General features: G+C 32.7%; 21 protein-coding genes. 2 read left to right on the forward strand and 19 right to left on the reverse strand.

The features are described from left to right. Positions 1-4: 4 nt before the first annotated feature. The 12 genes from aroA to cmk form a co-directional block, all read right to left on the reverse strand. Complete coding sequence (gene aroA / locus RPL90_RS12780) at positions 5-1,303, reverse strand: 3-phosphoshikimate 1-carboxyvinyltransferase (protein ID WP_313550380.1); 1,299 nt, start codon at positions 1,301-1,303, stop codon at positions 5-7. Positions 1,304-1,312: 9 nt separating this feature from the next. Continuing rightward, positions 1,313-2,377 (reverse strand): 3-dehydroquinate synthase, encoded by a 1,065-nt coding sequence (gene aroB / locus RPL90_RS12785; RefSeq protein WP_313550383.1) that lies wholly within the window; start codon positions 2,375-2,377, stop codon positions 1,313-1,315. 38 nt (positions 2,378-2,415) lie between these two features. Continuing rightward, a complete protein-coding gene (aroC, locus tag RPL90_RS12790) occupies positions 2,416-3,582 on the reverse strand; it encodes a chorismate synthase (RefSeq protein WP_313550385.1) in 1,167 nt (388 codons plus the stop codon). Positions 3,583-3,955: 373 nt separating this feature from the next. Then, a complete protein-coding gene (ndk, locus tag RPL90_RS12795; protein ID WP_313550388.1) occupies positions 3,956-4,405 on the reverse strand; it encodes a nucleoside-diphosphate kinase in 450 nt (149 codons plus the stop codon). Positions 4,406-4,534: 129 nt separating this feature from the next. Continuing rightward, the gene (locus tag RPL90_RS12800) at positions 4,535-5,488 is read right to left on the reverse strand and encodes a polyprenyl synthetase family protein (protein ID WP_313550390.1); all 954 of its coding nucleotides are present in this window, start codon (positions 5,486-5,488) and stop codon (positions 4,535-4,537) included. A gap of 25 nt (positions 5,489-5,513) precedes the next feature. Then, positions 5,514-6,215: a demethylmenaquinone methyltransferase gene (locus RPL90_RS12805; RefSeq protein WP_313550392.1), complete on the reverse strand. Its 702-nt coding sequence runs from the start codon at positions 6,213-6,215 to the stop codon at positions 5,514-5,516. Between the two features lie 14 nt (positions 6,216-6,229). After that, positions 6,230-6,787, reverse strand: coding sequence for a heptaprenyl diphosphate synthase component 1 (locus RPL90_RS12810; protein WP_313550394.1), 558 nt, complete (start codon positions 6,785-6,787; stop codon positions 6,230-6,232). A 282-nt stretch (positions 6,788-7,069) separates the two neighbouring features. Further along, positions 7,070-7,342: an HU family DNA-binding protein gene (locus tag RPL90_RS12815; protein WP_313550397.1), complete on the reverse strand. Its 273-nt coding sequence runs from the start codon at positions 7,340-7,342 to the stop codon at positions 7,070-7,072. Positions 7,343-7,511: 169 nt separating this feature from the next. Then, complete coding sequence (locus tag RPL90_RS12820; protein ID WP_313550400.1) at positions 7,512-8,510, reverse strand: NAD(P)H-dependent glycerol-3-phosphate dehydrogenase; 999 nt, start codon at positions 8,508-8,510, stop codon at positions 7,512-7,514. A gap of 18 nt (positions 8,511-8,528) precedes the next feature. Continuing rightward, complete coding sequence (gene der, locus RPL90_RS12825; protein WP_313550403.1) at positions 8,529-9,839, reverse strand: ribosome biogenesis GTPase Der; 1,311 nt, start codon at positions 9,837-9,839, stop codon at positions 8,529-8,531. 156 nt (positions 9,840-9,995) lie between these two features. Continuing rightward, entirely contained in the window at positions 9,996-11,177 is a 1,182-nt protein-coding gene (gene rpsA / locus RPL90_RS12830; protein WP_313550407.1) for a 30S ribosomal protein S1, read from the reverse strand. 275 nt (positions 11,178-11,452) lie between these two features. Then, positions 11,453-12,112 (reverse strand): (d)CMP kinase, encoded by a 660-nt coding sequence (cmk, locus tag RPL90_RS12835; RefSeq protein ID WP_313550410.1) that lies wholly within the window; start codon positions 12,110-12,112, stop codon positions 11,453-11,455. 79 nt (positions 12,113-12,191) lie between these two features. On the opposite strand from cmk, the gene RPL90_RS12840 reads away from it, so the two are divergent. Beyond that, a complete protein-coding gene (locus RPL90_RS12840; protein ID WP_313550413.1) occupies positions 12,192-13,166 on the forward strand; it encodes an asparaginase in 975 nt (324 codons plus the stop codon). Between the two features lie 37 nt (positions 13,167-13,203). Here the strand turns inward: RPL90_RS12840 and ypdA are convergent, their stop codons facing one another. The 4 genes from ypdA to RPL90_RS12860 all read right to left on the reverse strand — a co-directional run bounded on the left by ypdA (position 13,204) and on the right by RPL90_RS12860 (position 18,355). Beyond that, a complete protein-coding gene (ypdA, locus tag RPL90_RS12845) occupies positions 13,204-14,190 on the reverse strand; it encodes a bacillithiol disulfide reductase YpdA (RefSeq protein ID WP_313550416.1) in 987 nt (328 codons plus the stop codon). 190 nt (positions 14,191-14,380) lie between these two features. Next, entirely contained in the window at positions 14,381-15,886 is a 1,506-nt protein-coding gene (locus RPL90_RS12850) for a LysM peptidoglycan-binding domain-containing protein (RefSeq protein ID WP_313550463.1), read from the reverse strand. 140 nt (positions 15,887-16,026) lie between these two features. After that, the gene (locus RPL90_RS12855) at positions 16,027-17,406 is read right to left on the reverse strand and encodes a RecQ family ATP-dependent DNA helicase (RefSeq protein WP_313550418.1); all 1,380 of its coding nucleotides are present in this window, start codon (positions 17,404-17,406) and stop codon (positions 16,027-16,029) included. Then, positions 17,396-18,355 (reverse strand): helix-turn-helix domain-containing protein, encoded by a 960-nt coding sequence (locus RPL90_RS12860; protein ID WP_313550421.1) that lies wholly within the window; start codon positions 18,353-18,355, stop codon positions 17,396-17,398. Before RPL90_RS12860 ends, RPL90_RS12855 begins: the two co-directional genes overlap by 11 nt. A 111-nt stretch (positions 18,356-18,466) precedes the next feature. On the opposite strand from RPL90_RS12860, the gene RPL90_RS12865 reads away from it, so the two are divergent. Next, complete coding sequence (locus RPL90_RS12865) at positions 18,467-18,715, forward strand: ferredoxin (protein ID WP_061854634.1); 249 nt, start codon at positions 18,467-18,469, stop codon at positions 18,713-18,715. A 387-nt stretch (positions 18,716-19,102) separates the two neighbouring features. On the opposite strand, the gene RPL90_RS12870 is transcribed toward RPL90_RS12865, so the two are convergent. From RPL90_RS12870 to RPL90_RS12880, 3 genes are all read right to left on the reverse strand, one after another. Then, entirely contained in the window at positions 19,103-19,645 is a 543-nt protein-coding gene (locus tag RPL90_RS12870; RefSeq protein ID WP_313550426.1) for an ECF transporter S component, read from the reverse strand. A gap of 306 nt (positions 19,646-19,951) precedes the next feature. Next, positions 19,952-21,697: an ATP-binding protein gene (locus RPL90_RS12875; RefSeq protein ID WP_313550466.1), complete on the reverse strand. Its 1,746-nt coding sequence runs from the start codon at positions 21,695-21,697 to the stop codon at positions 19,952-19,954. Then, the gene (locus tag RPL90_RS12880; RefSeq protein ID WP_313550429.1) at positions 21,681-22,406 is read right to left on the reverse strand and encodes a response regulator transcription factor; all 726 of its coding nucleotides are present in this window, start codon (positions 22,404-22,406) and stop codon (positions 21,681-21,683) included. The genes RPL90_RS12875 and RPL90_RS12880 overlap by 17 nt, the downstream gene beginning before the upstream one ends. Between the last annotated feature and the right edge of the window lie 53 nt (positions 22,407-22,459).

Genomic DNA, 22,459 nt, shown 5'->3' on the forward strand with positions numbered 1-22,459 from the left:
TAGATTATCCCTCGTTTTCTAATTGTTTTAATGTTGATAAGAATCCTGGGAACGAAACATTAACTGCATTAAATTGTTCAATCGTAAGTGACTCAGTTGTTAATAGAGAAGCGATTGCTAGCATCATACCAATACGATGGTCAGTAAAACTATCGACAGTAGCCGTTTGCTCTAATTTAGAAGGATGTATGATTAAACCATCATTTGTTGGTTGTAATGTAAATCCTAATAAATTCAACATATTTGCTGTAGTATCAATACGATTTGTCTCTTTAACTTTTAATTCTTCGGCATCTTTTATAACGCTACTGTTTGCTGCTTGAGTACATAATAGAGCGATGATAGGCATTTCATCAATCGCCCTAGGTACTAAGTCACCTTCAATATGAATGCCTTTTAAATTCGATGTGTAGCGAACTCGAACTGATGCAGTAGGTTCTGGCCCTTCAGTGACATTAAATAACTCAATGTTCCCTTCCATTTTTTCAACGATATCTATAATACCTGAACGTGTAGGGTTAATGCCAACATTATGAATTGTAACATCACTTCCGGGCGTAATTAAACCTGCTACAATAAAATATGCGGCAGAAGAAATATCACCAGGTACAGTAAAATCAGCGGGTTTAATATGACTGATAGCATTAGGTTGTGTATGAAGTTTATTGCCATTCACTTCTATAGGTATATTGAAATGTTTAAACATCGTTTCCGTATGGTTACGCGTTATATCTATTTCTTCAATAGTCGTAATTTCTTGTGAAAATAAACTGGCAAAAAGAATAGCACTTTTAACTTGCGCACTAGCCACTTCCATTTGGTAATTTATGCCATATATTTTAGCTGGTTTAATAATTAATGGCGTGTAGTTATCATCAATACCTGAAATGTGAGCACCCATTGATGTTAAAGGTTTCATAATTCTATCCATAGGTCTTTTACCTATGGATGCATCACCAGATAATACAGATTCAATACCAAGACCACAAAGTAATCCTGCGACTAAGCGTGTTGTAGTACCTGAATTACCTGTATACAGTACTTGGTGAGGTGTATTGAAGTGTTCGTATCCTGGAGAATCTATAGAGATTTTATCATCGTTCACTGTAATATCTACACCCAGACGTTTGAAAATTTCTACAGTACGTAAACAATCTTCACCTAAAAGAGGTTTATATATCGTTGTTTTACCCTTTGCCAACGACCCTAATATAATACCTCTATGTGTCATGGATTTGTCTCCAGGTACTTCAATTTCGCCCACTAAAGGGCCATTTATGTTTATTGTTTCACTGTTGCTCAATATAGTCACCTACTTAAAATATGATTGTAAAGTTTCAAAAGCTTGTTTATGTACTTGTTTATTAACGTGTTGTACTATAGGTTTACCAAAATCTTCTAGTAATACCATTTGTACGCCTTCAAAGTCATTCTTTTTATCACTAAGCATCAAATCATATAAAATATCAAAATTGAATGTTTTAATAAGATCTAATGGGTAATCAAGCGCATTTAGATAATTAATAAAATGTTGAATATCAAAACTAGTATTTAGTTGTTTATTTGAGACGATAAATTGATAAATTAAACCTATCATAATCGCGTGACCATGCGGAATTTTATGATTGTACTCTACAGCATGTCCAAAAGTATGACCAAGATTTAAAAATTTACGCACGTTACTTTCTTTTTCATCTTGAATAATAATATTTAATTTTGTTTCAATACCTTTATAAATATAATAGTCAATATCTGTAAGTTGGTGTAAACTGTCGCTATTATTATATTGCGTTTCTAAAGCGGACACAGCATCCTTATCATTTAATAATGCATGTTTGTATATTTCAGCATAACCACTTATAACTTCGCTATATGGCAAACTATCTAAAAAGTTCAAATCATAAATAACGGCTTTAGGGCGGTAAAATGCACCGATTAAATTTTTACCGTGCTGTGAATTAATACCTACTTTACCTCCTACACTTGAATCATGTGCCAAAATAGTCGTAGGTACTTGAATAAAATCTACGCCACGTAATAATGTTGCAGCTAAAAAGCCAGTGAAATCACCAGTAGCACCCCCACCAACAGCGATTAGACATGTATTTCTTGTTAAATGTTTGCTTAAAAGAGATTCGATTGTTTCTTCATAAAATGCTAATGTCTTCGTACTTTCACCTGATGGTATTACAATTTTATGTGCATCATAATCTGTTGTTATAAAACTTAATACATCTTCCCATAATTGATTCACTTCTGCATCTACTACTAATACTACATCTTTATATGAATCAAGATATTGATGTAGTTGTTTTAATGCATTTCGCGCTACGATAATCGGATAATTATTTGATTGATACGTAGTTTCTAGTTTCATATACTCACCTATTCATGATTTAAATTAAATAATTAATCTTAGTATTCAATATTAAGTAAACGGCGTTCTTTAATTTGTGCTTGTAATTGTTCAATATGATTTGATTGGAATTCTTCTAATAATGCTTTTGCAATTTCAAATGCTACTACATTTTCAACTACTACACTTGCAGCTGGCACGGCTGAACTATCCGAACGTTCTATAGAAGCTTTAAATGATTCTTTAGTGTTTATATCAACTGAGTTTAAAGGTTTGTAAAGTGTTGGGATAGGTTTCATTACACCGTTTACGATAATTGGCATGCCGTTTGACATTCCACCTTCAAATCCACCTAAATGGTTTGAACCTCTGTAATAGCCATTAGTTTCATCATATAAAATCTCGTCTTGGATTTGACTTCCTGGTTTTTCTGCAGCGTTAAAGCCTTCACCAAAACTTACACCTTTAAATGCATTGATACTGACAACGCCTTGTGCGATTCTGCCATCTAATTTACGGTCATAATGTACATAACTGCCAATACCTACAGGTAAGCCTTCAACAACAACTTGTACTACGCCACCTAAAGTATCGCCTGCTTTTTTCGCTTCATCGATTTTGTCACGCATAGTTTGAGCAATACTTTCATCAATTACACGTACATCATTTTTATCTACACCATTTTTAATTGTTTCTAAATCATACAGACCTTGATCTTTAACGCCGCCAATTTCTACTACACGACTATAAAATTCGATATCTAATTGTTTTAAAAGTATTTTTGAAACTGCACCTACTGCAACACGAGCAGCAGTTTCACGTGCAGAAGAACGTTCTAATACGTTTCGTAAATCGCGATGATTATATTTCATACCACCGATTAAATCTGCATGTCCTGGTCTTGGTTTAGTAATGACACGTTTCATATTTTCTCGATGTTCGTCACTAATTGGATCAGCGCCCATTATATTTCGCCAATGCGTAAAATCATCATTTTTTACGACTAAAGTAATTGGACTCCCCAATGTATAACCATTACGTACGCCAGATACAATGTCTACAGTATCCTTTTCGATTTGCATACGGCGACCGCGGCCATAACCACCTTGTCGTTTGAACATTTGTTCATTTATATCTTCAACATTGATTTCTAAATTTGCTGGTACTCCTTCAATTATAACTGTTAATTGTGGTCCATGTGATTCGCCCGATGTTAAATATCTCATTAATAATCTCTCCGTTCTTTAGTGCTTTAAATTATAATATGTTCTATATCTTATCACATTAATATAGTCATATTAATAGTATTTTTACGATTTGATAAGTTTTGTTTCAATCATAGTCAATTTGCATTCGACATTCATGTATGGCTAAGCAATTTTATCGTGACTTCAAAACTTTATATAATGTGAAAATATTCTAACTATTATAACTTAAGTAAAACATGATTAAAGTGTATGAGTAAAATTAAAAGTATTTTATTATTAACTTTTACTCAATGAATCGCTCGTTTTATTAAAACATAAAAAGGATGACTTCTACACAAATATCATTTCGAAGTCATCCTGATATATTAAAATAAGTTAATTAGTAAAATTATTATTCATATAACCAAGGATTACGTGGCTGTTCGTAATCACTTAATTCGTCAGTATTAAACCATAAATTGATTTCTTTAGTCGCGGCTTCTACGGAATCAGAGCCGTGAATAATATTTCTGCCAACTGTTAAACCTAAGTCGCCTCTAATCGTACCTGGTGTGGCTTCTGAAGGATTTGTTGCGCCGATAATATGACGTGCTACGTGGATAGCGTCTTCCCCTTCGACTACCATTGCAAATACTGGAGCAGAAGTAATAAATGATACTAAGTTGTTGTAAAATGGTTTATCTACATGTTCAGCATAATGTGTTTCTGCTAAAGATGTATCAACCATCATTAATTTACCGCCGACAAGTTTTAGTCCTTTGCGTTCTATACGAGTAATAATTTCTCCGATTAAGTTACGTTGAACTGCGTCAGGTTTAATCATTAAAAATGTTCTTTCCATTGTGAGTAAATCCCCCTGTGTTTATGTATCAATATATTGTGTTAAAAATATTCAAATAGTATGTCATATCTAACAACACAATATTATGATAACAGTATGTAAAAGCGCTTTCAATGCTTTTCATAAATGTTACACATTTCTTTTACTCATTTTTTGAATTAATTTGTTAAACAGCGTTTGGGCTTCTTTATTATTAAGCGAATTGATAAGTGTTACTGCTTTGTTTAAATATTTATCGCTAACGGCTTGAGCTTCGTTAATACTATCAGAATTTCTAATAACATCGATGCAGTATTTAAAATCTTCTTTGGAGCTGTTTGGTGTTAAAGCCGCAATATATTGCTTGAATTCAGGGTTTTTTCTAATTTCTAATAATACTGGTAAAGTAATGTGACCGTTCATTAAGTCACTACCTACTGGCTTGCCTAACTTTTTCTCTGTACTAGTAAAATCTAGAATATCATCAACGATTTGGAAACTCATGCCAATATAATGACCAATAAATTTTAAACGATGAACAGTTTGTTCATCTGCACCTGATGAGATTGCACCTACTTCAGTAGATAACTGTATAAGGAGTGCTGTTTTTCTATTTATGCGTCGTAAATAATTTGTAATGGATTGTTGGCTATTAAATTGATCTTGGAATTGGAATAACTCTCCTTTACATACATCGATAATCGCATTTGAAATAACACTATGGACACGTTGATCAGGAATGTATGAAATATGTTCCAAAGCTAGAGCAAGTAAAAAATTTCCTGTTAGTATTGCCGTTTGTTGATCCCATTTTTTAGAAATGGTTAAACGCCCTCTGCGCGTATCACTTTTATCAATGACATCATCATGTACTAGTGTGGCCATATGAATAAGTTCTAAGGCGACCGCTACACGATTCGTATAACTTTCATTTCCTTTACCAAATTGGCTACTTAGAATAACAAAAGCAGGTCTAACGCGTTTGCCCCCTGATGATAGTAAGTGAAAAGCAGCTTCTTCTAAAACTTTATCATTACTTTTTATTGCTTGTTGTAAGTACTTTTCAATTTTCTTGATTTCGTTGTTCATGTTTAACTTTGCCACGTTAATCACCTTTGGTTGTTTCGATTTATTTATAGCCAAGGTGCATTGCAGCAACGCCACCTGTATAGCTACGAACTTTTAAATTGCTAAAACCAGCTTGATTGAACAAGCGTCTTAATTTTTCTTTATCAGGGAAATTAAATGTTGATTGTTGTAACCATTCATATTCATCCTTGGATTTGGCAAATATTTTACCGAAAATAGGCATTACAAATTTAAAGTACATTTTATAAAACTGTTTAAATACAGGCATTGTAGGTTGGCTTGTTTCTAAACACACAACCATGCCACCTGGTTTTAATACTCTGTTTAATTCTTTTAAAGTAGCTAGGTAATCTGGTACGTTACGTAAACCAAAACCAATTGTTACATAATCGAAAGTATTATCCTCAAATGGTAGATTCATTGCGTCACCATGAACTAATTTAATATTATTGTAGCCTTTAATTTTTTCTTCACCGACGGCTAACATGTTTTCACTAAAATCTACGCCAGTAACATGCCCATTGTTGCCCACAGCTTTACTTAATGCGATAGTCCAATCTGCAGTGCCACAACATACATCTAATGCTTTGCTTCCTAGTTTAACATTCATTTCTTTCATGGTATGTTTTCTCCAAATGATATGTTGTTCGAAGCTAATAATATTGTTTAAACGATCATATTTATTTGATATGTTTTGAAATACTGTGTGTACCTGTTCTTTTTTAGCTTTATTTTCAGTCATGTTAATTACCTCTTTTATATATAATAAGCTTCAATTTCATTTTGCAGTTCAATTAAGCTAGCGTGAGAAAAGTTACTTAAATAAATCGGGGGATTCTCAGCGATTGATGGAATAAGTTGTTTAATTAAATCTGTCAAAGATACTTTAACAGAAAAGTAATCTGCAGTAATATGTGGGAAAATTGTTTCAATCTTCACAATGGCATTAACTAATTCCTCCACGCTCAATTGTTGATGTTGTATAGAAGATTTTAATTCATTTACTGTAACAATTGCTTTACTTATTTTGTCTTGATATGTAGGTTCATTTAATTCCGCTAATAACGTATAAAAATGAGCACTCAATAAATCGCCAATTAAAATAGAGTGTCTCGATAAATTATTTGCTGAAGTTGTATCTAAGTGGCGCATAGCCGTGTCAATTGTGAGGCAAGCTAGTTTAGCTTTCATTGGCAATTGGTACGAATCTAAATAATGACTTAAGGTATGGTTAATATGTATTGGTTCGTAATTATTTATACCAGCCAACCGTTGCGTAATTTGATTTTCTAATATTCTATATGTCGTTTCCATCTTCACACCTCACGTTGTAATCAATATTCATATTAACATTATATGTAAAAAAATAAAATGCAGGATGATTGAGTTAACAAGAAATAATGAAAGTTTACAATAAAATTATGTTTTCCATAGATATAAATTATAACATTAACAACACAGTTCATTATATATGTATGTATTAAAGTATTTGACTAATTAGTGAATGAAAGCGTTTAGCTTTATTTTAATAAGTAATCTTTAGAATGAAGGCAAAAAGAAAAGCCCTTTTAAAAAGGGCTTTTAATAAGTAAAGAATTATTTAACTGCATCTTTAAGTGCTTTACCAGCTTTGAATGCTGGAACTTTACTTGCAGGGATTTCAATTTCTTTACCAGTTTGAGGGTTACGTCCTTTACGTGCAGCACGCTCACGTACCTCAAAGTTACCGAATCCGATTAATTGAACTTTTTCACTTTTAGCAAGTGAAGCTTGAATAGATTCGAATACTGCGTCAACAGCTAAACCTGCTTGTTTTTTTGTTAAATCAGCTTGATCAGCAACTGAGTTGATTAAATCTGTTTTATTCATTACAAATTCACCTCCCCTAGGGTTAATAATGATAATTTAATATCATTATGCTATGACTTTAACACAACGATTATTGACACTGCAATGATTTATATGCAAAAAACGTTGTAATTATAGGTTTTTTATCACAATTTAGAGAAATTAGATACTATATTGTAAATTTACACTGTTATTCTGCTTTCTTTTCGCGTCCCATCAAGTATTTAACGCTTTCACTTACAGGTTTGTTTTCAAATAAAACTCCATATAAAGTAGCGGTAATCGGCATATCTACTTGATGTTTTTCAGCTAAATGGTAAACAGATTCAGTCGTATAAATACCTTCCACAACCATATTCATTTCGTTTAAAGCCTCATCTACAGATTTTCCTTCACCTAATTTATAGCCTAATGTGAAGTTTCTAGAATGTGTAGAAGTACAAGTTACAATTAAATCACCAATGCCGCCTAAACCAAGGAAAGTCATTGGATCAGCACCTAATGTCTCACCTAATCTACTAATTTCTGCTAATCCTCTAGTCATCAATGCTGCTTTAGCGTTATCACCAAAGCCCATACCTGCTATAACACCACTAGCCACAGCGATGATATTTTTTAATGCGCCACCTAGTTCAACACCGATTAAATCATTATTCGTATAGACGCGTAAATAATCATTCATAAATAAGTCTTGTATTAAGTTACTTATTTCTATGTTTTTAGATGATGCTGCAACTGTTGTTGGTTGTTTAATTACCACTTCCTCAGCATGACTCGGACCAGATAAGATGCCAATGCCGCCATTGTGTGAAGATGTTAGTGAATCTTCAATCATTTCAGATACACGTTTAAATGTACCGTTTTCGATACCTTTAGCTACGTGAATAAATACTTTTGACGTTGCTAAAAATTGATCGATTTCTGAAACGACTGCGCGAATAGCTTTAGTCGGTAGTGCGATTAAATAAATATCGGCATGCTCTACCGCTTCTTGTAGCTTGTTTGTAGCTATAATTTTAGTGCTCAGCTGAGCACTTTTTAAGTATTTTGTGTTGCTATGACTTGTGTTTATTTCGTTGATGGTACCTTCATTTTTACCCCACATTAAAACTTCATGGCCATTTTCAGCAAGTACATTTGCTAAAGCTGTACCAAAGCTTCCAGTACCAAATACAGTAATATTAGTCATCGATTTCCCCTCCGTGTTTTAATTTCTCTTTCTAGCCACGATATGCACTGGTGTACCTTCAAATCCGAATGCATCACGGATTTGATTTTCTAAATAGCGTTTATAAGAAAAGTGCATAAGTTCTACATCATTAACGAAAACAATGAACGTTGGTGGTTCGATTGCTACTTGGGTAGCATAAAAGACATTAAGTCTGCGCCCTTTATCTGTAGGCGTTGGATTCATTGAAATGGCATCCGTAATAACCTCATTTAAAGTAGAGCTTTGGACGCGCTTTTTGTGATTTTCACTAGCCTGTTTAATATACGGGAATAGTGTCGTTAAACGCTGACGTTCTGTAGCAGAAACGAATGCAATTTCAGCATAATCTAAAAATTGGAATTCACGTCGCACTTTGTCTTTGAATTTTTTCATTGTATTGGTTTCTTTTTCTACAGTATCCCATTTATTTACTACGATTACGATTGCTTTCCCTTCTTCATGAGCATAACCAGCTACACGCTTATCTTGCTCAATGATACCTTGTTCAGCATCGATAACGACTAAAACTACATTGGAACGTTCTATCGCTTTAAGTGCTCTTAATACTGAATATTTTTCAGTAGATTCATATACTTTCCCTTTTTTACGCATACCAGCTGTATCGATTAATACATAATCTTGATCATCAAAAGAATATTCTGTATCTACTGCATCACGCGTTGTTCCTGCGACATTTGATACAATCACTCTATCTTCACCTAATATTGCGTTAACTAAGCTTGATTTACCTACATTTGGTCTGCCAATGATTGATAATCTAATTGTTTCATCATCGTATGGATCTTCTTCTTCCTCTTTGAAATGTTCGACAACGGCATCTAATAAATCACCTAAGCCTAGTCCGTGAGAACCTGAAATTGGATAAGGTTCACCAAATCCTAGAGCATAAAAGTCATAGATTTCATTGCGCATTTCAGGGTTATCTACTTTATTTACCGCTAAAACAACTGGTTTTTTGGATTTGTATAATAATTGAGCGACCATCTCATCACTTTGTGTTAATCCTTCTCTAATATTAACCATAAACACAATGACGTCGGCTTCGTCAATAGCAATTTCAGCTTGTGCTCTTATTTGTGTTTGGAAAGGTGCATCACTTATTTCGATACCGCCTGTATCAATAATATTAAATTCATGTGTTAACCATTCACCAGTAGAATATATACGGTCTCTAGTTACGCCAGGCGTATCTTCTACGATGGAAACACGTTCACCTACTACTCTATTAAAAATTGTAGATTTACCAACATTTGGCCTGCCTACAATTGCAACTATAGGTTTAGTCATAAACTAACTTCCTCTCTATTTTGAATCTCTATAATTTTATCATATGGCAAACATAAAGAAAAAGATATTTTGATAGCTGTTATAAATTACGTAAAAGATTTGGCATAAATAAAAATCTTGCCTTAATAAATAAGGCAAGATTAAATATAGTTATAATTAAAATTTAAAATCTTTTAGTTTATCTCCGAAAACGTCTCCTAAAGTAGGGTTGTCTTCATCTTCATCGTTTGAACTGAGATAAGCTTTTGTTGTTGCATCATCACTTTCAGCTACATCTTCATTAGGTAGCGTAGCTTTGATAGAAAGTGAAATACGTTCGTTTTCTACATCGATACCAAGAATTTTGACACTTACATCGTCACCGGGTGTTAATACTTCACCTGGACTTCCAATATGTTTATGGCTTATTTCAGAAATGTGTACTAAGCCTTGTACACCTGGTTTAATTTCAACGAAGGCACCAAAGTTAGCTAAACGAGCAACTTTACCTTCGATAACGTCACCTTCATTGAATTGACCTTGAATAGATTCAAATGGACTTGGTAAAGTATCTTTAATTGATAATGAGATCCTTTCACTATCTTTATCTACTGATTTAACTTTAACTTTAACTGTATCACCAATAGCCACAACGTCTTCGGGTGATTTAACATGTTCGTGAGCTAATTCGGACACGTGAACAAGTCCATCTACACCGCCGATATCAATAAATGCACCAAAATTAGTTAAACGAGCAACCTTACCTTCAATGACATCACCTTCATTAAGTGATTGTAATAACTCGTCTTTCTTCTGAGCATTTGCCACTTCTTCTACAGCTTTACGACTAAGAATGACACGATTATTTTCAGGATCAAGTTCTTCAACTTTAAGTTTTAATACTTGTCCTTCAAAATCAGAGAAATCTTCAATGAAATCAGTAGAAATTAATGAAGCTGGAACAAAGCCACGTTGACCAACATCAACGACGAGTCCACCTTTGACTACCTCAGTTACTTTGGCCTCAATAGTTTCATTGTTGTCTAATTGTTGTTGTAAAAATTCGTAAGATTTCTCTGTTTCAAGTTGGCGTTTAGATAAAATGTAAGTACCAGTTTCATTTTCCTCGTCTAATTCTATCTTAGTCACATAAGCACCAATTTCATCGCCAACTTTTACAGCGTCATTTGGGCTATCTATATGATGTGTAGATAATTGACTGATTGGAATGATACCACTGAACTTACCACCATTAACGTCTACAATGACTTGCTTGTCTTCAATAGAACGTACTTCGCCGGTAACTTTGTCACCTTCTTTAATGTCATTAATCATTGATTCATTGAATTCTTCCGTCATCTTGTCTGCCTCCTTATTACACTACATAATTATAACATCTTACAAAGTCACTAAATTGTCAAGGAATACCGCTTTAATTTGAACGGTATTTTAAATAGTTAAAATTTAAAATGGTTAAATATCTCAATTAACAAAATTTCAACTGAATCGTAATAAATTTTAACCACCGCAATTGTATTTATTTGATAGATAGTTATGTTATACCCTACATCAAAGTATGACTAAACGTAACAGTGAATATTTTTAAATAGTTATAATAACTCGGGTTGTTTGGATTAATTGATTTGCTCAACCATAGCTAAAATTTCATTAGTTACAGCTTCAATTGATTTACCTGTTGTATCAAGCTCAACGGCATCTTGTGCCTTTGTTAAAGGTGAAATTTCACGATTCATATCATAATTATCGCGTGTTTCTATTTCTTCTTTAAGTTGTTCGATATTAGATTCAATACCTCTTAATTCGTTATCTTTTTGTCTACGTTCTGCACGTTCTTCAACAGATGCAATCATATAAACCTTTAAATCTGCGTTTGGTAATACTACGGTACCAATGTCGCGACCATCCATGACGATACCTTTTTTACTTGCTAATTCTTGTTGTTTTTCAACTGCAAATGAACGTACTTGTTCTTTAGAAGCTACATAAGATACATGATTTGTCACATCATTTTCTCTTAGATAGTCCGTTACATCTTGATCATCTAAAATGATACGTTGTCCTTTTTCAGCATCATAAGTTAAAGATAATGTAGTGTTATTAATTAAGTTAGTAAAATCATCATCTTTATTATTTTGTAAATATTTGTAAGTAATTGCTCGATACATAGCGCCCGTATCGACATATATCATGGATAATTTTGCGGCAACTAATTTAGCAATTGTACTTTTACCTGCTGCAGCTGGACCATCTAAAGCGATATTTATTAATTTCATTGTAAGAAACCCTTCCTTGTTGTTTTATGAATAATATTTTATCATAAATATGTATTTTAAAACTAGGAGGAAAGTATACATGAAAAAACTTCTCGTTATTCATACGGGCGGGACAATTAGTATGTCTCAAGATGAATCAAATAAGGTAATAACAAACGACGAAAACCCAATTACGAAACATGCAAAAATAATTGACCAATATGCTGAAGTTACAGAAATAACACCTATTAATATTCCTTCTCCACATATGCAAATTAGTGATGTTCAACATCTAAAACAAGTTATCGACAATGCAGAAGAAGAGCAATTATATGATGGCTATGTTATTACTCATGGTACTGATACGCTTGAAGAAACAGCATATTTACTTGATTTAACTTTAAAAGTTTCTAAACCAATTGTAATTACAGGTGCGATGCGTTCTTCTAATGAAATAGGTTCTGACGGATTATATAATTTTATTGCTGCTATTAGAGTAGCGACTACGAATGCAGCAGAAAACATGGGTGTAATGGTTGTTTTTAATGACGAAATACATACTGCACGTAACGTCACTAAAACACATACATCTAATACAAATACTTTCCAAAGTCCCAATCACGGCCCGTTAGGTGTTATTACTAAAAATAGTGTGCAATTTCACCATAGACCTTTCGCTAAAAAAGTATTGGCTAACATTAATCACGAATTAAATATTCCGCTAGTAAAAGCTTATATGGGTATGAATAGCGATGTGTTAAATTTTCATAGTCAAAATAAAGTAGATGGCATTATTATAGAAGCATTGGGACAAGGTAATTTACCCCCTACTTGTCTGGAAGGGTTACAAGCATGTTTAAATAAAAATATACCTATTATACTAGTATCTAGATCCTTTAATGGTATCGTAGGCCCTATTTATGCGTATGAAGGTGGAGGCGTAACGTTGGCGGATAAAGGCGTTATCTTTTCTAATGGATTAAATGGCCCTAAAGCACGTTTGAAATTATTAGTTGGTTTAAGTAATAGTTTATCGTCTCAACAGTTAAAAACATATTTTGAATCCCAATTATAAAAAGAGATTGTGTCTCAATAAGACACAATCTCTTTATTTATGATTCAAGTGGTGTTTGTTTTTTAGAAAGAATGCTTTGCGTAATAATACCACCGTGATATTTTCCATTTTCAATAAATATAGTATTAGCATCGTTACCTGCTGCGATGACGCCTGCGATAAAGCAATTTTCTACATTAGTTTCATACGTTTCTTTATTATAAACAGGCGCAGTACCATATTCATTCGTATTAATATCTATTCCAATTGATTGTAAGAAATCATAGTCTGGATGATAACCAATCATTGCGAATACATAGTCGTTTGGTATTTCATATGTTTGGCCATTTTGCTCATATATAACTGTATCTTCAGTTATTTTAACGATATCTGTATCAAATAGCATATCTATTTTTTCGTTTCGTACTAAAGATTCAAAGTTTGGTAAAATCCATGGTTTTATTGCTTTAGGATATGCATTACCACGGTAAATAACAGTTACATGTGCACCAGCTTTTTCTAATTCTAGTGCAGCATCGACAGCTGAGTTTTTACCGCCTATAATGACTACATTTTGATTAAAGTATGGATGTGCCTCTTTAAAATAGTGTTTTACTTTAGGTAATTCGGCACCTTCAACTTCTAATTGATTGTGTTGGCCATAATAACCTGTCGCAACTGTTAAAAATCTACATTCGTAAACATCTTTTGTAGTAGTAATTGTAAAACGATTATCAATTTTCTTTACTGTTAGCACTTCTTCAAAGGCATTTATATTTAATTGGTGATGTTTTACGACTTCTCTATAATATACCAACGCTTGATTTCTACGAGGTTTGCTTTCTTCAACGATAAACGGAATATCTCCGATACTTAATTTGTCGCTCGATGAAAAGAAAGTTTGATGTGTGGGATAATTATAAATAGCGTCAACCACATTTCCTTTTTCAATAACTAACGTTTCAATACCTTTTTTCTTTTGTTCTATGGCAGCACTTAGACCACATGGTCCGCCCCCAATGATGATGCTTTCTACCGTTTGCATATGTTTATGCCTCCTTTAATCACCAATATATTATACCAATTATGTGATGAATTCCAAACATTAGATATTGAAAATTTATAAATTCTCGTTAAACAGATTGAAAATTATATTTTTAGTATTTTATGTTTCGATATTAAATAAAAAAGGTCAATCATTGTAAAAATGATTGACCTCTAAAATAAGTTAGTTTTTATTGTGGAATTACAAGGCGTTGTCCATTATGAATGTCATTACCTTGAATGTTGTTCGCTTTTCTAATTTTTTCAACGTTTTCTGGTGTACCTTCACCGTAATATTGAATTGCAATTCTGTATAAGTTTTGACCTTCTACTGTATGTGTACGTTGGCCTTGACTATTACTTTGTGAACTGCTATTGCTTGAATCATTTTGACTTGAATCATTTTGGCTTGAATTAGAATTTTGTTGAGATTGACCATTTTGTTGACCTTGGTTTTGATCTTGTTGAGATTGATCACCTTGTTGGTCTTGACTATTCTGTTGATCTTGGCTGTTGCTATCTGAATTTGAGTTGTTATCATCAGTAGATTGATTATCAGATGATGAGCCATTGTCACTATCAGATTTATCGTTACTGTTACTATCGCTGTTGTCATTATCTTTATTTGCTTTATCATCACTAGCATTTTTGTCTTTGTCACTATCTGACTTTTTATCTTTATCGCTATCAGATTTTTTATCTTTATTAGAATCTTTATCTGATTTCTGCGCAGTTTTATTATCGTCAGATTTATCGCTGCCATGGTTACCACCAGTTAACGCCATACCAGCAAATATAGCGATAGCAGCTAATATTAATAATGCAGCTAAAATTGGTAACAATTTAGCTAAGAAACCTTTTTTCTTGCCGTTATTATCGTTGTTGTCGTCGCCATTGCCACCACTATTTCCTGTGCCACCATTATTTGCACCAGAACCACTACCTTTTGCAGCAGCGGCTCCTCCAGCGGCAGCTGCACCAGTACCTGCTGTGGCAGCACCTAAGCCAGCTTTTTTAGATTTACTAGAATGTTCATCTGCATCTTTTTTATCATTATCTTTGTTATCTTTACTATCTGTGTCATCTTCTTTATTTGAATGATGATTTTCTTTATTATCATGATGTTTCTTAGCAGCATAAGCGCCTGCGCCAGTAGCAGCAGCTCCTCCAGCAACGGCAGCACCTTTTTTGCCTTTATTAGCGTGTTTATCTTCAGAATGTTCTTCGTCTTGTGAGTTTGAATTATCAGTACCATCTTCAGATGATTGTGCTGTATGCGTATCCTGTTCATTATCATGCTTTGAAGGTTTCGCATCCTTAGTAGATTCCTCGGCAGAACCACCTAATACGCCGCCTGCAACCCCTTTTTCGGCATTGCTATGTGAATCTTCATCGTGATGATTGTTATCCTCATCTCCACGTTGTTCATGCTTACTTGTTTCGTGCTCATGATGTTTTTCATCGTGTGGCGTATCTTGCTCATTTTCTGACTGATTAGTAGCAGTATTTCTGCTGCGTTGTCTGCGTTGTGCGTTTCTTGGAGGAAATTGTTCATCTGCTTTTTCGCTTGCATTATCAACATGTTGTTCTGAGTCTTGATCAATCGATTCGTCTGATTTGTCATTGTGATCAGTTGGATCAATTGATTGACGATTTTTTTCGAAATCGTCTTTAAAATTATTATTAGACAAAATCATCATCCTTCCTGTTAATTTTTATACAAAGTTATACCCTACTCAATGATAAATATGTATGCGAAATAAATAAAAATACAAAAATATCCTTTTATAGATTGTATTATAGCTTGTTTTAAAAAGTGAAGTAAAGTAATTGTGCATTAATTAAATAAATTCTGTAACTTTTCATTATAATTCATTTTACGTTTTACTTTTTTTCTATTATATATTGCTAAATTTTTTAAATCTGAGTCGTTATCACAACAATTCAAAGGTTTTGTAAAATCATTTTCGCCAAAATAATTAAGTAAAAATTGACGTCTACATGAATTTAGCATTTTATAACCAATCATTTTTTTATAGGCGATTTGTTTCCTTTGATATGCTTTATTAAAAATTGTAGTTAACGCATTTATAGAATAATAATCATTAAGTATAGTCAGCATATTAAGTTTTATTGGATCAATTAAGTCACCTAATTCAAATAAAGTTATATCATCTTCCGTTATACTATCGGTGAAAAGTAGCGTGTCTAATAGATAACCATCATCAGGTTGATATAAACTTATCGCTTGGCTAATTTCCCCATCGCGCCCTGCTCTTCCTATCTCTTGCATATAACTTGAAGGGCTAGTAGGTAAATGAAAATGAATAATAGTTCTAATATCTTTTTTATTAATGCCCATACCAAATGCACTTGTTGCAACAATAATCGGGATTTCATTATTTATAAACTGATGTTGCACAGTGTGTCTTTCTTGATAAGTTAAATCACCATGATAAATGCCTGTTAAATAACCTTCTTTGTAAATTGCTTGAGCTAAAGTTAAACAGATTTTTTTAGAAGAGACATAGATGATGGTTGGCCCAGAATGTTGGATAAAGTCTAAAAGCCAAACTAACTTACCTTCTTCGTTGTCAAAGTTTAGATGTGATAGTGAAATATTGTCCCGATTCATCGTTGTTTTAATTTCTGTAAATTGTGTATTCAACATATGATTTAAATCATTAAGTAAATATGGTTGCGCGGTTGCTGTTAAAGCTAAGATTGTAGCTTGAGGAAATTGACGGGTAATTTTGCCGATTAACGCATAATGAGGTCTGAAATCATAGCCCCATTCTGATAGACAATGTGCTTCATCTAATACGATTAACCCTAAATCTAGTTGATTTAATAATTTAGTATTAAAGGGTTGTAATAAAAATTCGGGGCTTAAAAAGATAAAGCGACTAGATTTAATTTTTGATAAATTAAACTGTCTTTCTTGCTCGTCCATACCTGAATGAACACAACTTACTGATGTTTCGCCATTTATTTTCATTTGCATAACCTGATCATCCATTAATGAAATTAATGGTGAAACGATTAAAGTTGGTTTTTGATTAATATAAGTGGGCAGTTGATAACACAGGCTCTTTCCACTACCTGTAGGCAAGATGCCTAAAGTATTCGTATGATTCAAGACACTTGAAATGATTGCTTCTTGACCGTCTTTAAAACTATCAAAGCCAAACCATTTTTTTAGTGCATCATGTAACAACTAAATCACCTCTTTCTATGCCTACAATCATTAATTTAATTTGGAAATAACTATAATTCGGAAATTGTTCTTTAAATAAACGTAAACGTTCATTTCTATGCGTTGCGTAGTATGAACTAAATAGCTTAATATCATCTTCGCTAAAATATGAGTAATACTTATGGATATATCCTTTAATAAAAAGTTCTAATAAATGATCTTCAATTGTATTAATTTTAACATTTTGTTGTTGTTGGATGGTCTCGATAGAATGCCCATGAGTTAAGCCGTTTAAAGTTAATTGTGTTTTATTTAATAATGGCGGTAATATAATGAGTCTACTTAGTAAATTAAAATTTTTGTTATCTTCTATTAAATTTAATAGAGAAACTAATTCTATATATTCTAGCTCGAATAAATAATCTTGAGGTATATTTTCAATCAAACTTACTTGTTGTCTTGTATACATACTTTCTTCATAACCTTGTAGGTAATAATGTAAATATGTTTGACCCAGTTGTTGATAAAGTGTAGCAAATAATTGAGTTAACTCCTCTTTAAAGTCATTATGTAAATTATGCGTTTTTATATAAGTGAAAACTTCTTTTACACGTTGCTGCACAAATTGATGTTGTGAAGTTGGAATAAAATGATTTTGCTTATGGTTTAAATTGGAAACAGTTTGTGTCAATAGTTGAATAGCGTTAAAGGTATTGATTAAACTGTCAAATGTATATCTTGGATGTGTAATGAGTACATCATCTTCATTTGAATCACTTTCATTATTAGAAAATCGCTCAAATGACGGATATTTTAAGTTAGGTAAGCTATGATATAATGACAGTAGATTTTGACTGGCAGCGTCAAAAAAGGTTTGATGTGACTTTTTGCCTGTGATAATATTATATATGCTTTTTTGTGATTTATAGTCGTGGGCCTGTGCTTGCACAAAATTTATTATATTATACATGGGTAACTCCTTGTTATTTTGTAAACAAAAACATTTGAAAAATAGAAACTCGATGACTACAATATTAATTGTGATATTAGTGTAGCATTTTTGTCAAAGGAGGCGAAGAAATTGGCTAAATATACAATAGTTGATATGGATACATGTATAGCATGTGGAGCTTGTGGTGCCGCTGCCCCTGATATATATGACTACGATGATGAAGGTATAGCTTACGTTATACTAGACGACAACAAAGGAACGGCTGAAGTGCCTGAAGAGTTATATGAGGATATGGAAGATGCACTTGACGGTTGTCCAACAGACTCAATTAAAATTGAAGAGGAATCATTTGATGGCGATCCTTTAAAATTTGAATAAATGATTATAATATCATTAAATTAATATACTAAGTGAGAGAACGTAATGTATTGCGTTCTCTTTTTTTGTACGAAAAGGGAGCGGGGCAAAAATCTTAATTTTATAAGAAGATTTTGTAGTCCCACCCCAGTAAGGATGACTAGATTTGAAAAAAGCTTGATATAAGCGCATTTTCTTTTCAGTCATAAAATCATCTACTATCAATATAAAAAAGATTAGCTTTGTAACGATTTTGCATCGTGCTGACGCCTTGGGGAATCGTATGAGTGAGAGACTACAGGCTCGAGCCATACTATCCTAAATCAAGGCAAGCATACACAGCAAAATCTTAATATATAAATAGAGCCTGAAGACACGATAATGTCTCAGGTTCATATTTCTTCCCTATTAACTCAATACATTTTTTAATCTTTTATACAGTAAAATAAATATTAAAGACACGACTATCCCTTTAATAATATTGAATGGGATAATACCTGAAACAACAATTACTTTTACATTGTGAACGACGTCAGTTAAATTCATAATCATGCCATATAGTGGTAAAAGTATAAAATAATTTAAAATACTTAAAACAATAGTCATAACGATAGTACCACTCGTTAGTCCAATAATTAATGACTTGTTAGATTGTTTATTTTTAGTTACAACATAGGCAACAAGTAATAATGATGCAGCAGCAAAGAAGTTTGCTAATGGCCCTATTGGGTCTCCAATATTAAATAAAAATGTTAGTAAGTTTTTTATAAACTCAACTATTAATCCAGCAATCGGACCTAGCGTAAATGTTGCTAATAGCCCAGGAACGTCGCTTACATCTAATGTTAAGTAAGGTGGTAAAAATGGTATCGGAAACTTTAAAAAAGTTAAAATAAATGCTACCGCACTTAACATGCTTATTGTAATCAATTTCTTTTGATTATTTTGCATATTCAATTTTCTCCTCCCAATTCAATATACATAGAATAAAAGGATAAAATTGAGCACTATATCCTCGTCTTCTTTTTTTAAAATAAATTATTGATTGAAATTTATATTAGCATGAAAACACTATTTATGTCACATTATTGGTTTATAATTAACTATAATATATTACCTTCTATTAAAGCTTGTTAATTATATTATTTTAATAATCGTGATTATGAAATGTTTATTTACATTTCATGAAAATGACTAATGATAAACCCATATTAACGCGTACAGTGTTAATATGGGTTTAATTAAATTAATATTTAATTATTTAGGTAGCTTTATGATAAATGTAGTACCTTTTCCTAATTCACTTTTTACATCTATGCTACCACCATGTCCCTCAATTATCATTTTACAAATAAAGAGGCCTAAACCAGTACCTTGCTTACCTCGTTTTCTAGAAGCGTCAACTTTATAAAAACGATCAAATACTTGTTTTAAATGTTCTGGTGCAATGCCAGTACCTGTATCTTGAATATATAAAATATCTGTATATTCATCGTCTCCATAATCGATAGTAATGGTGTCGCCTGGATCAGTATAACGTGTTGCATTATCTATAAGATTGGTTAATACTTGTTCTATTCTATCAGCATCATAATACCAATCGTGATCATCGGTTCGAGGGTTTAAATGCATATTGAGTTGTAGGTCAGTGGCTAGTTGTTTATATTTTTGTTGCATTTTATTTAATAAGTTATCTATAGGTTGATGTTCTTTATGCACCGAAAGTCCCTCTGCATCCATACGTGCTACATTTAATAATTCGTTAACTAATCGATTTAGGCGTTTAGTTTCGTCTAGTACGATTGAGAGTGAATCTTTAATTTCTTCTGGTTCAGTAACGATGCCGTCTACAATTGATTCAGTATATCCTTGTAGTAGAGAAATTGGAGTACGTAGTTCGTGCGAAACGTTTGCAATAAAGTCTTTTTTCAATTGATCAAGATTGTGTTCGTTAGTCATGTCACGGATGATAGCAACGATGCCACTACGACCATCTGGTTGAATTTGTTTAATATAACTCATAATAATAACAAAATAACGCGTATTTATTTCATATTCTTCGAACTGAGTGATCTTTTTCTTGAATGTTAATTCATTTTGAGCATCTAATTTAGTCAATGAATCTTTATCCATAGATTGGATGATGTTTTGAGCCATATCATTTGATAAAATAACTTCTTTTTTATCATTAAATCCAATTACACCTTCTACCATAGAATTTATTAAACTATCTCTAATATTTTTAGAAGAAGAAAGTGCATCTACATGGCGTTGGATTTCATAACTCATCGTATTAAACGCGCGTGATAATTCGCCGATCTCATCTTTAGACGTAATGGCAGTTGTTTGTTTATATTGCCCTTTTGAAACCTCAATAGCTTGAGATCTTAACTGGCGTAAAGGTTTAGTGATTCTTGAAGATAAAAAGAATGCAAATACTGTCGTAATGGCCAAGAAGATAACTGCGATGATTAATATAATTACCGTGATAACATTGTTTGTTTCATCCACACTTTTTAAGTTTTGATAAATGAAAACGCCACTATATTTACTTTTAACAGCATTATTAATTGGTTTAGTAGGATAACCGATCAATACATAAGTGCGTTGCTCTCCGTTAACTTTAACATTAACGTGCTCAGAGTTTTTTTGGCCTTTATCAAAGACTTTATCGTAATTAGCATCCGATTTAATTACGTGGAACATTTGTTGCTTAACGTTATTATGTTTAGGTTCAGTCATTTGTTTATCAGTTAATATAATTAACCCTACTGGGCCTTCGATTAACTTATGGCTGTATTCAATAGCGGTATCCTTATTTTTTGACTCATTGACTAATTGACTGACTTGTTTCGCATCTTGTAACAGTGATTTTTCTGTATCTTGAGTGAAATAGGATTGAATAAAAGTAATCAATGCAGCACTTAATAAAATTAAAACTGTCGTTACTATAAAGATTATAGTTAACCACAGTTTTATGACTACATTATTCAGCCGATTCATCATTTGATTTTACCTCGAACTTATAGCCAACGCCCCATACAGTTTGAATCATTTGTGCTGCATCGCCAGACACACGATTAAGTTTTTCTCTTAATCTTTTGACGTGTGTATCAACCGTTCTTAAATCACCATAAAATTCATAATGCCAAACTTCTTTTAATAATTGCTCTCGGTCAAATACCTTATTCGGTGTTTTAGCTAGGAAAATCAATAGCTCATATTCTTTAGGCGTTAAATTGACTTGCTTATCGTCTGCTAATACGCGATGCGCATCGTTATCAATCATCAAATGATCAAATTCTATTAAATCTTTAGCATGTGGCTCACTCTGTTCGCTCGTTGCTACTTGCGTGCGTCTTAATAACGCTTTTAGACGTAACACGACTTCACGAGGTGAAAATGGTTTTACGATATAATCATCTGCACCTGTTTCAAATCCTTCTACTCTATTTGTTTCTTCGCCTTTAGCGGTTAACATTATAATAGGCGTTTCTTTATGTTCTCTTAAGCGCGATGCGACATTTATGCCATCCATTTCAGGTAACATTAAATCTAACAAGATACATGCATAATCATGATTCATTGCTTTATCATATGCTTCTTTACCATCTCTGGCTTCATCTATCTCGAAAGATTCTCTTTCAAGATACAATTTTAATAATCTTCTAATTCTATCTTCATCGTCTACCACAAGAATTTGATTTGGCAATATTAATACCTCCCACACATGTTTGCAATTCCTATTTATATTAAGTATAGCAT

The organism is Staphylococcus kloosii (assembly GCF_032139365.1).
Lineage (GTDB): Bacteria > Bacillota > Bacilli > Staphylococcales > Staphylococcaceae > Staphylococcus > Staphylococcus kloosii_A.

Bases quoted from the DNA above. Each gene is read 5' to 3' on its own strand.
- RPL90_RS12850 (WP_313550463.1), bottom strand. From the start codon at position 15,886: ATGATTTTGTCTAATAATAATTTTAAAGACGATTTCGAAAAAAATCGT.
- rpsA (WP_313550407.1), bottom strand. From the start codon at position 11,177: ATGACGGAAGAATTCAATGAATCAATGATTAATGACATTAAAGAAGGT.
- RPL90_RS12870 (WP_313550426.1), bottom strand. From the start codon at position 19,645: ATGCAAAATAATCAAAAGAAATTGATTACAATAAGCATGTTAAGTGCG.
- RPL90_RS12805 (WP_313550392.1), bottom strand. From the start codon at position 6,215: ATGACTGAAAATAAAGCTAAAAAAGAACAGGTACACACAGTATTTCAA.
- aroC (WP_313550385.1), bottom strand. From the start codon at position 3,582: ATGAGATATTTAACATCGGGCGAATCACATGGACCACAATTAACAGTT.
- RPL90_RS12875 (WP_313550466.1), bottom strand. From the start codon at position 21,697: ATGAATCGGCTGAATAATGTAGTCATAAAACTGTGGTTAACTATAATC.
- ypdA (WP_313550416.1), bottom strand. From the start codon at position 14,190: ATGCAAACGGTAGAAAGCATCATCATTGGGGGCGGACCATGTGGTCTA.
- der (WP_313550403.1), bottom strand. From the start codon at position 9,839: ATGACTAAACCTATAGTTGCAATTGTAGGCAGGCCAAATGTTGGTAAA.
- RPL90_RS12860 (WP_313550421.1), bottom strand. From the start codon at position 18,355: ATGTATAATATAATAAATTTTGTGCAAGCACAGGCCCACGACTATAAA.
- ndk (WP_313550388.1), bottom strand. From the start codon at position 4,405: ATGGAAAGAACATTTTTAATGATTAAACCTGACGCAGTTCAACGTAAC.
- RPL90_RS12810 (WP_313550394.1), bottom strand. From the start codon at position 6,787: ATGGAAACGACATATAGAATATTAGAAAATCAAATTACGCAACGGTTG.
- RPL90_RS12840 (WP_313550413.1), top strand. From the start codon at position 12,192: ATGAAAAAACTTCTCGTTATTCATACGGGCGGGACAATTAGTATGTCT.
- RPL90_RS12820 (WP_313550400.1), bottom strand. From the start codon at position 8,510: ATGACTAATATTACTGTATTTGGTACTGGAAGCTTTGGTACAGCTTTA.
- RPL90_RS12815 (WP_313550397.1), bottom strand. From the start codon at position 7,342: ATGAATAAAACAGATTTAATCAACTCAGTTGCTGATCAAGCTGATTTA.
- aroB (WP_313550383.1), bottom strand. From the start codon at position 2,377: ATGAAACTAGAAACTACGTATCAATCAAATAATTATCCGATTATCGTA.
- cmk (WP_313550410.1), bottom strand. From the start codon at position 12,112: ATGAAATTAATAAATATCGCTTTAGATGGTCCAGCTGCAGCAGGTAAA.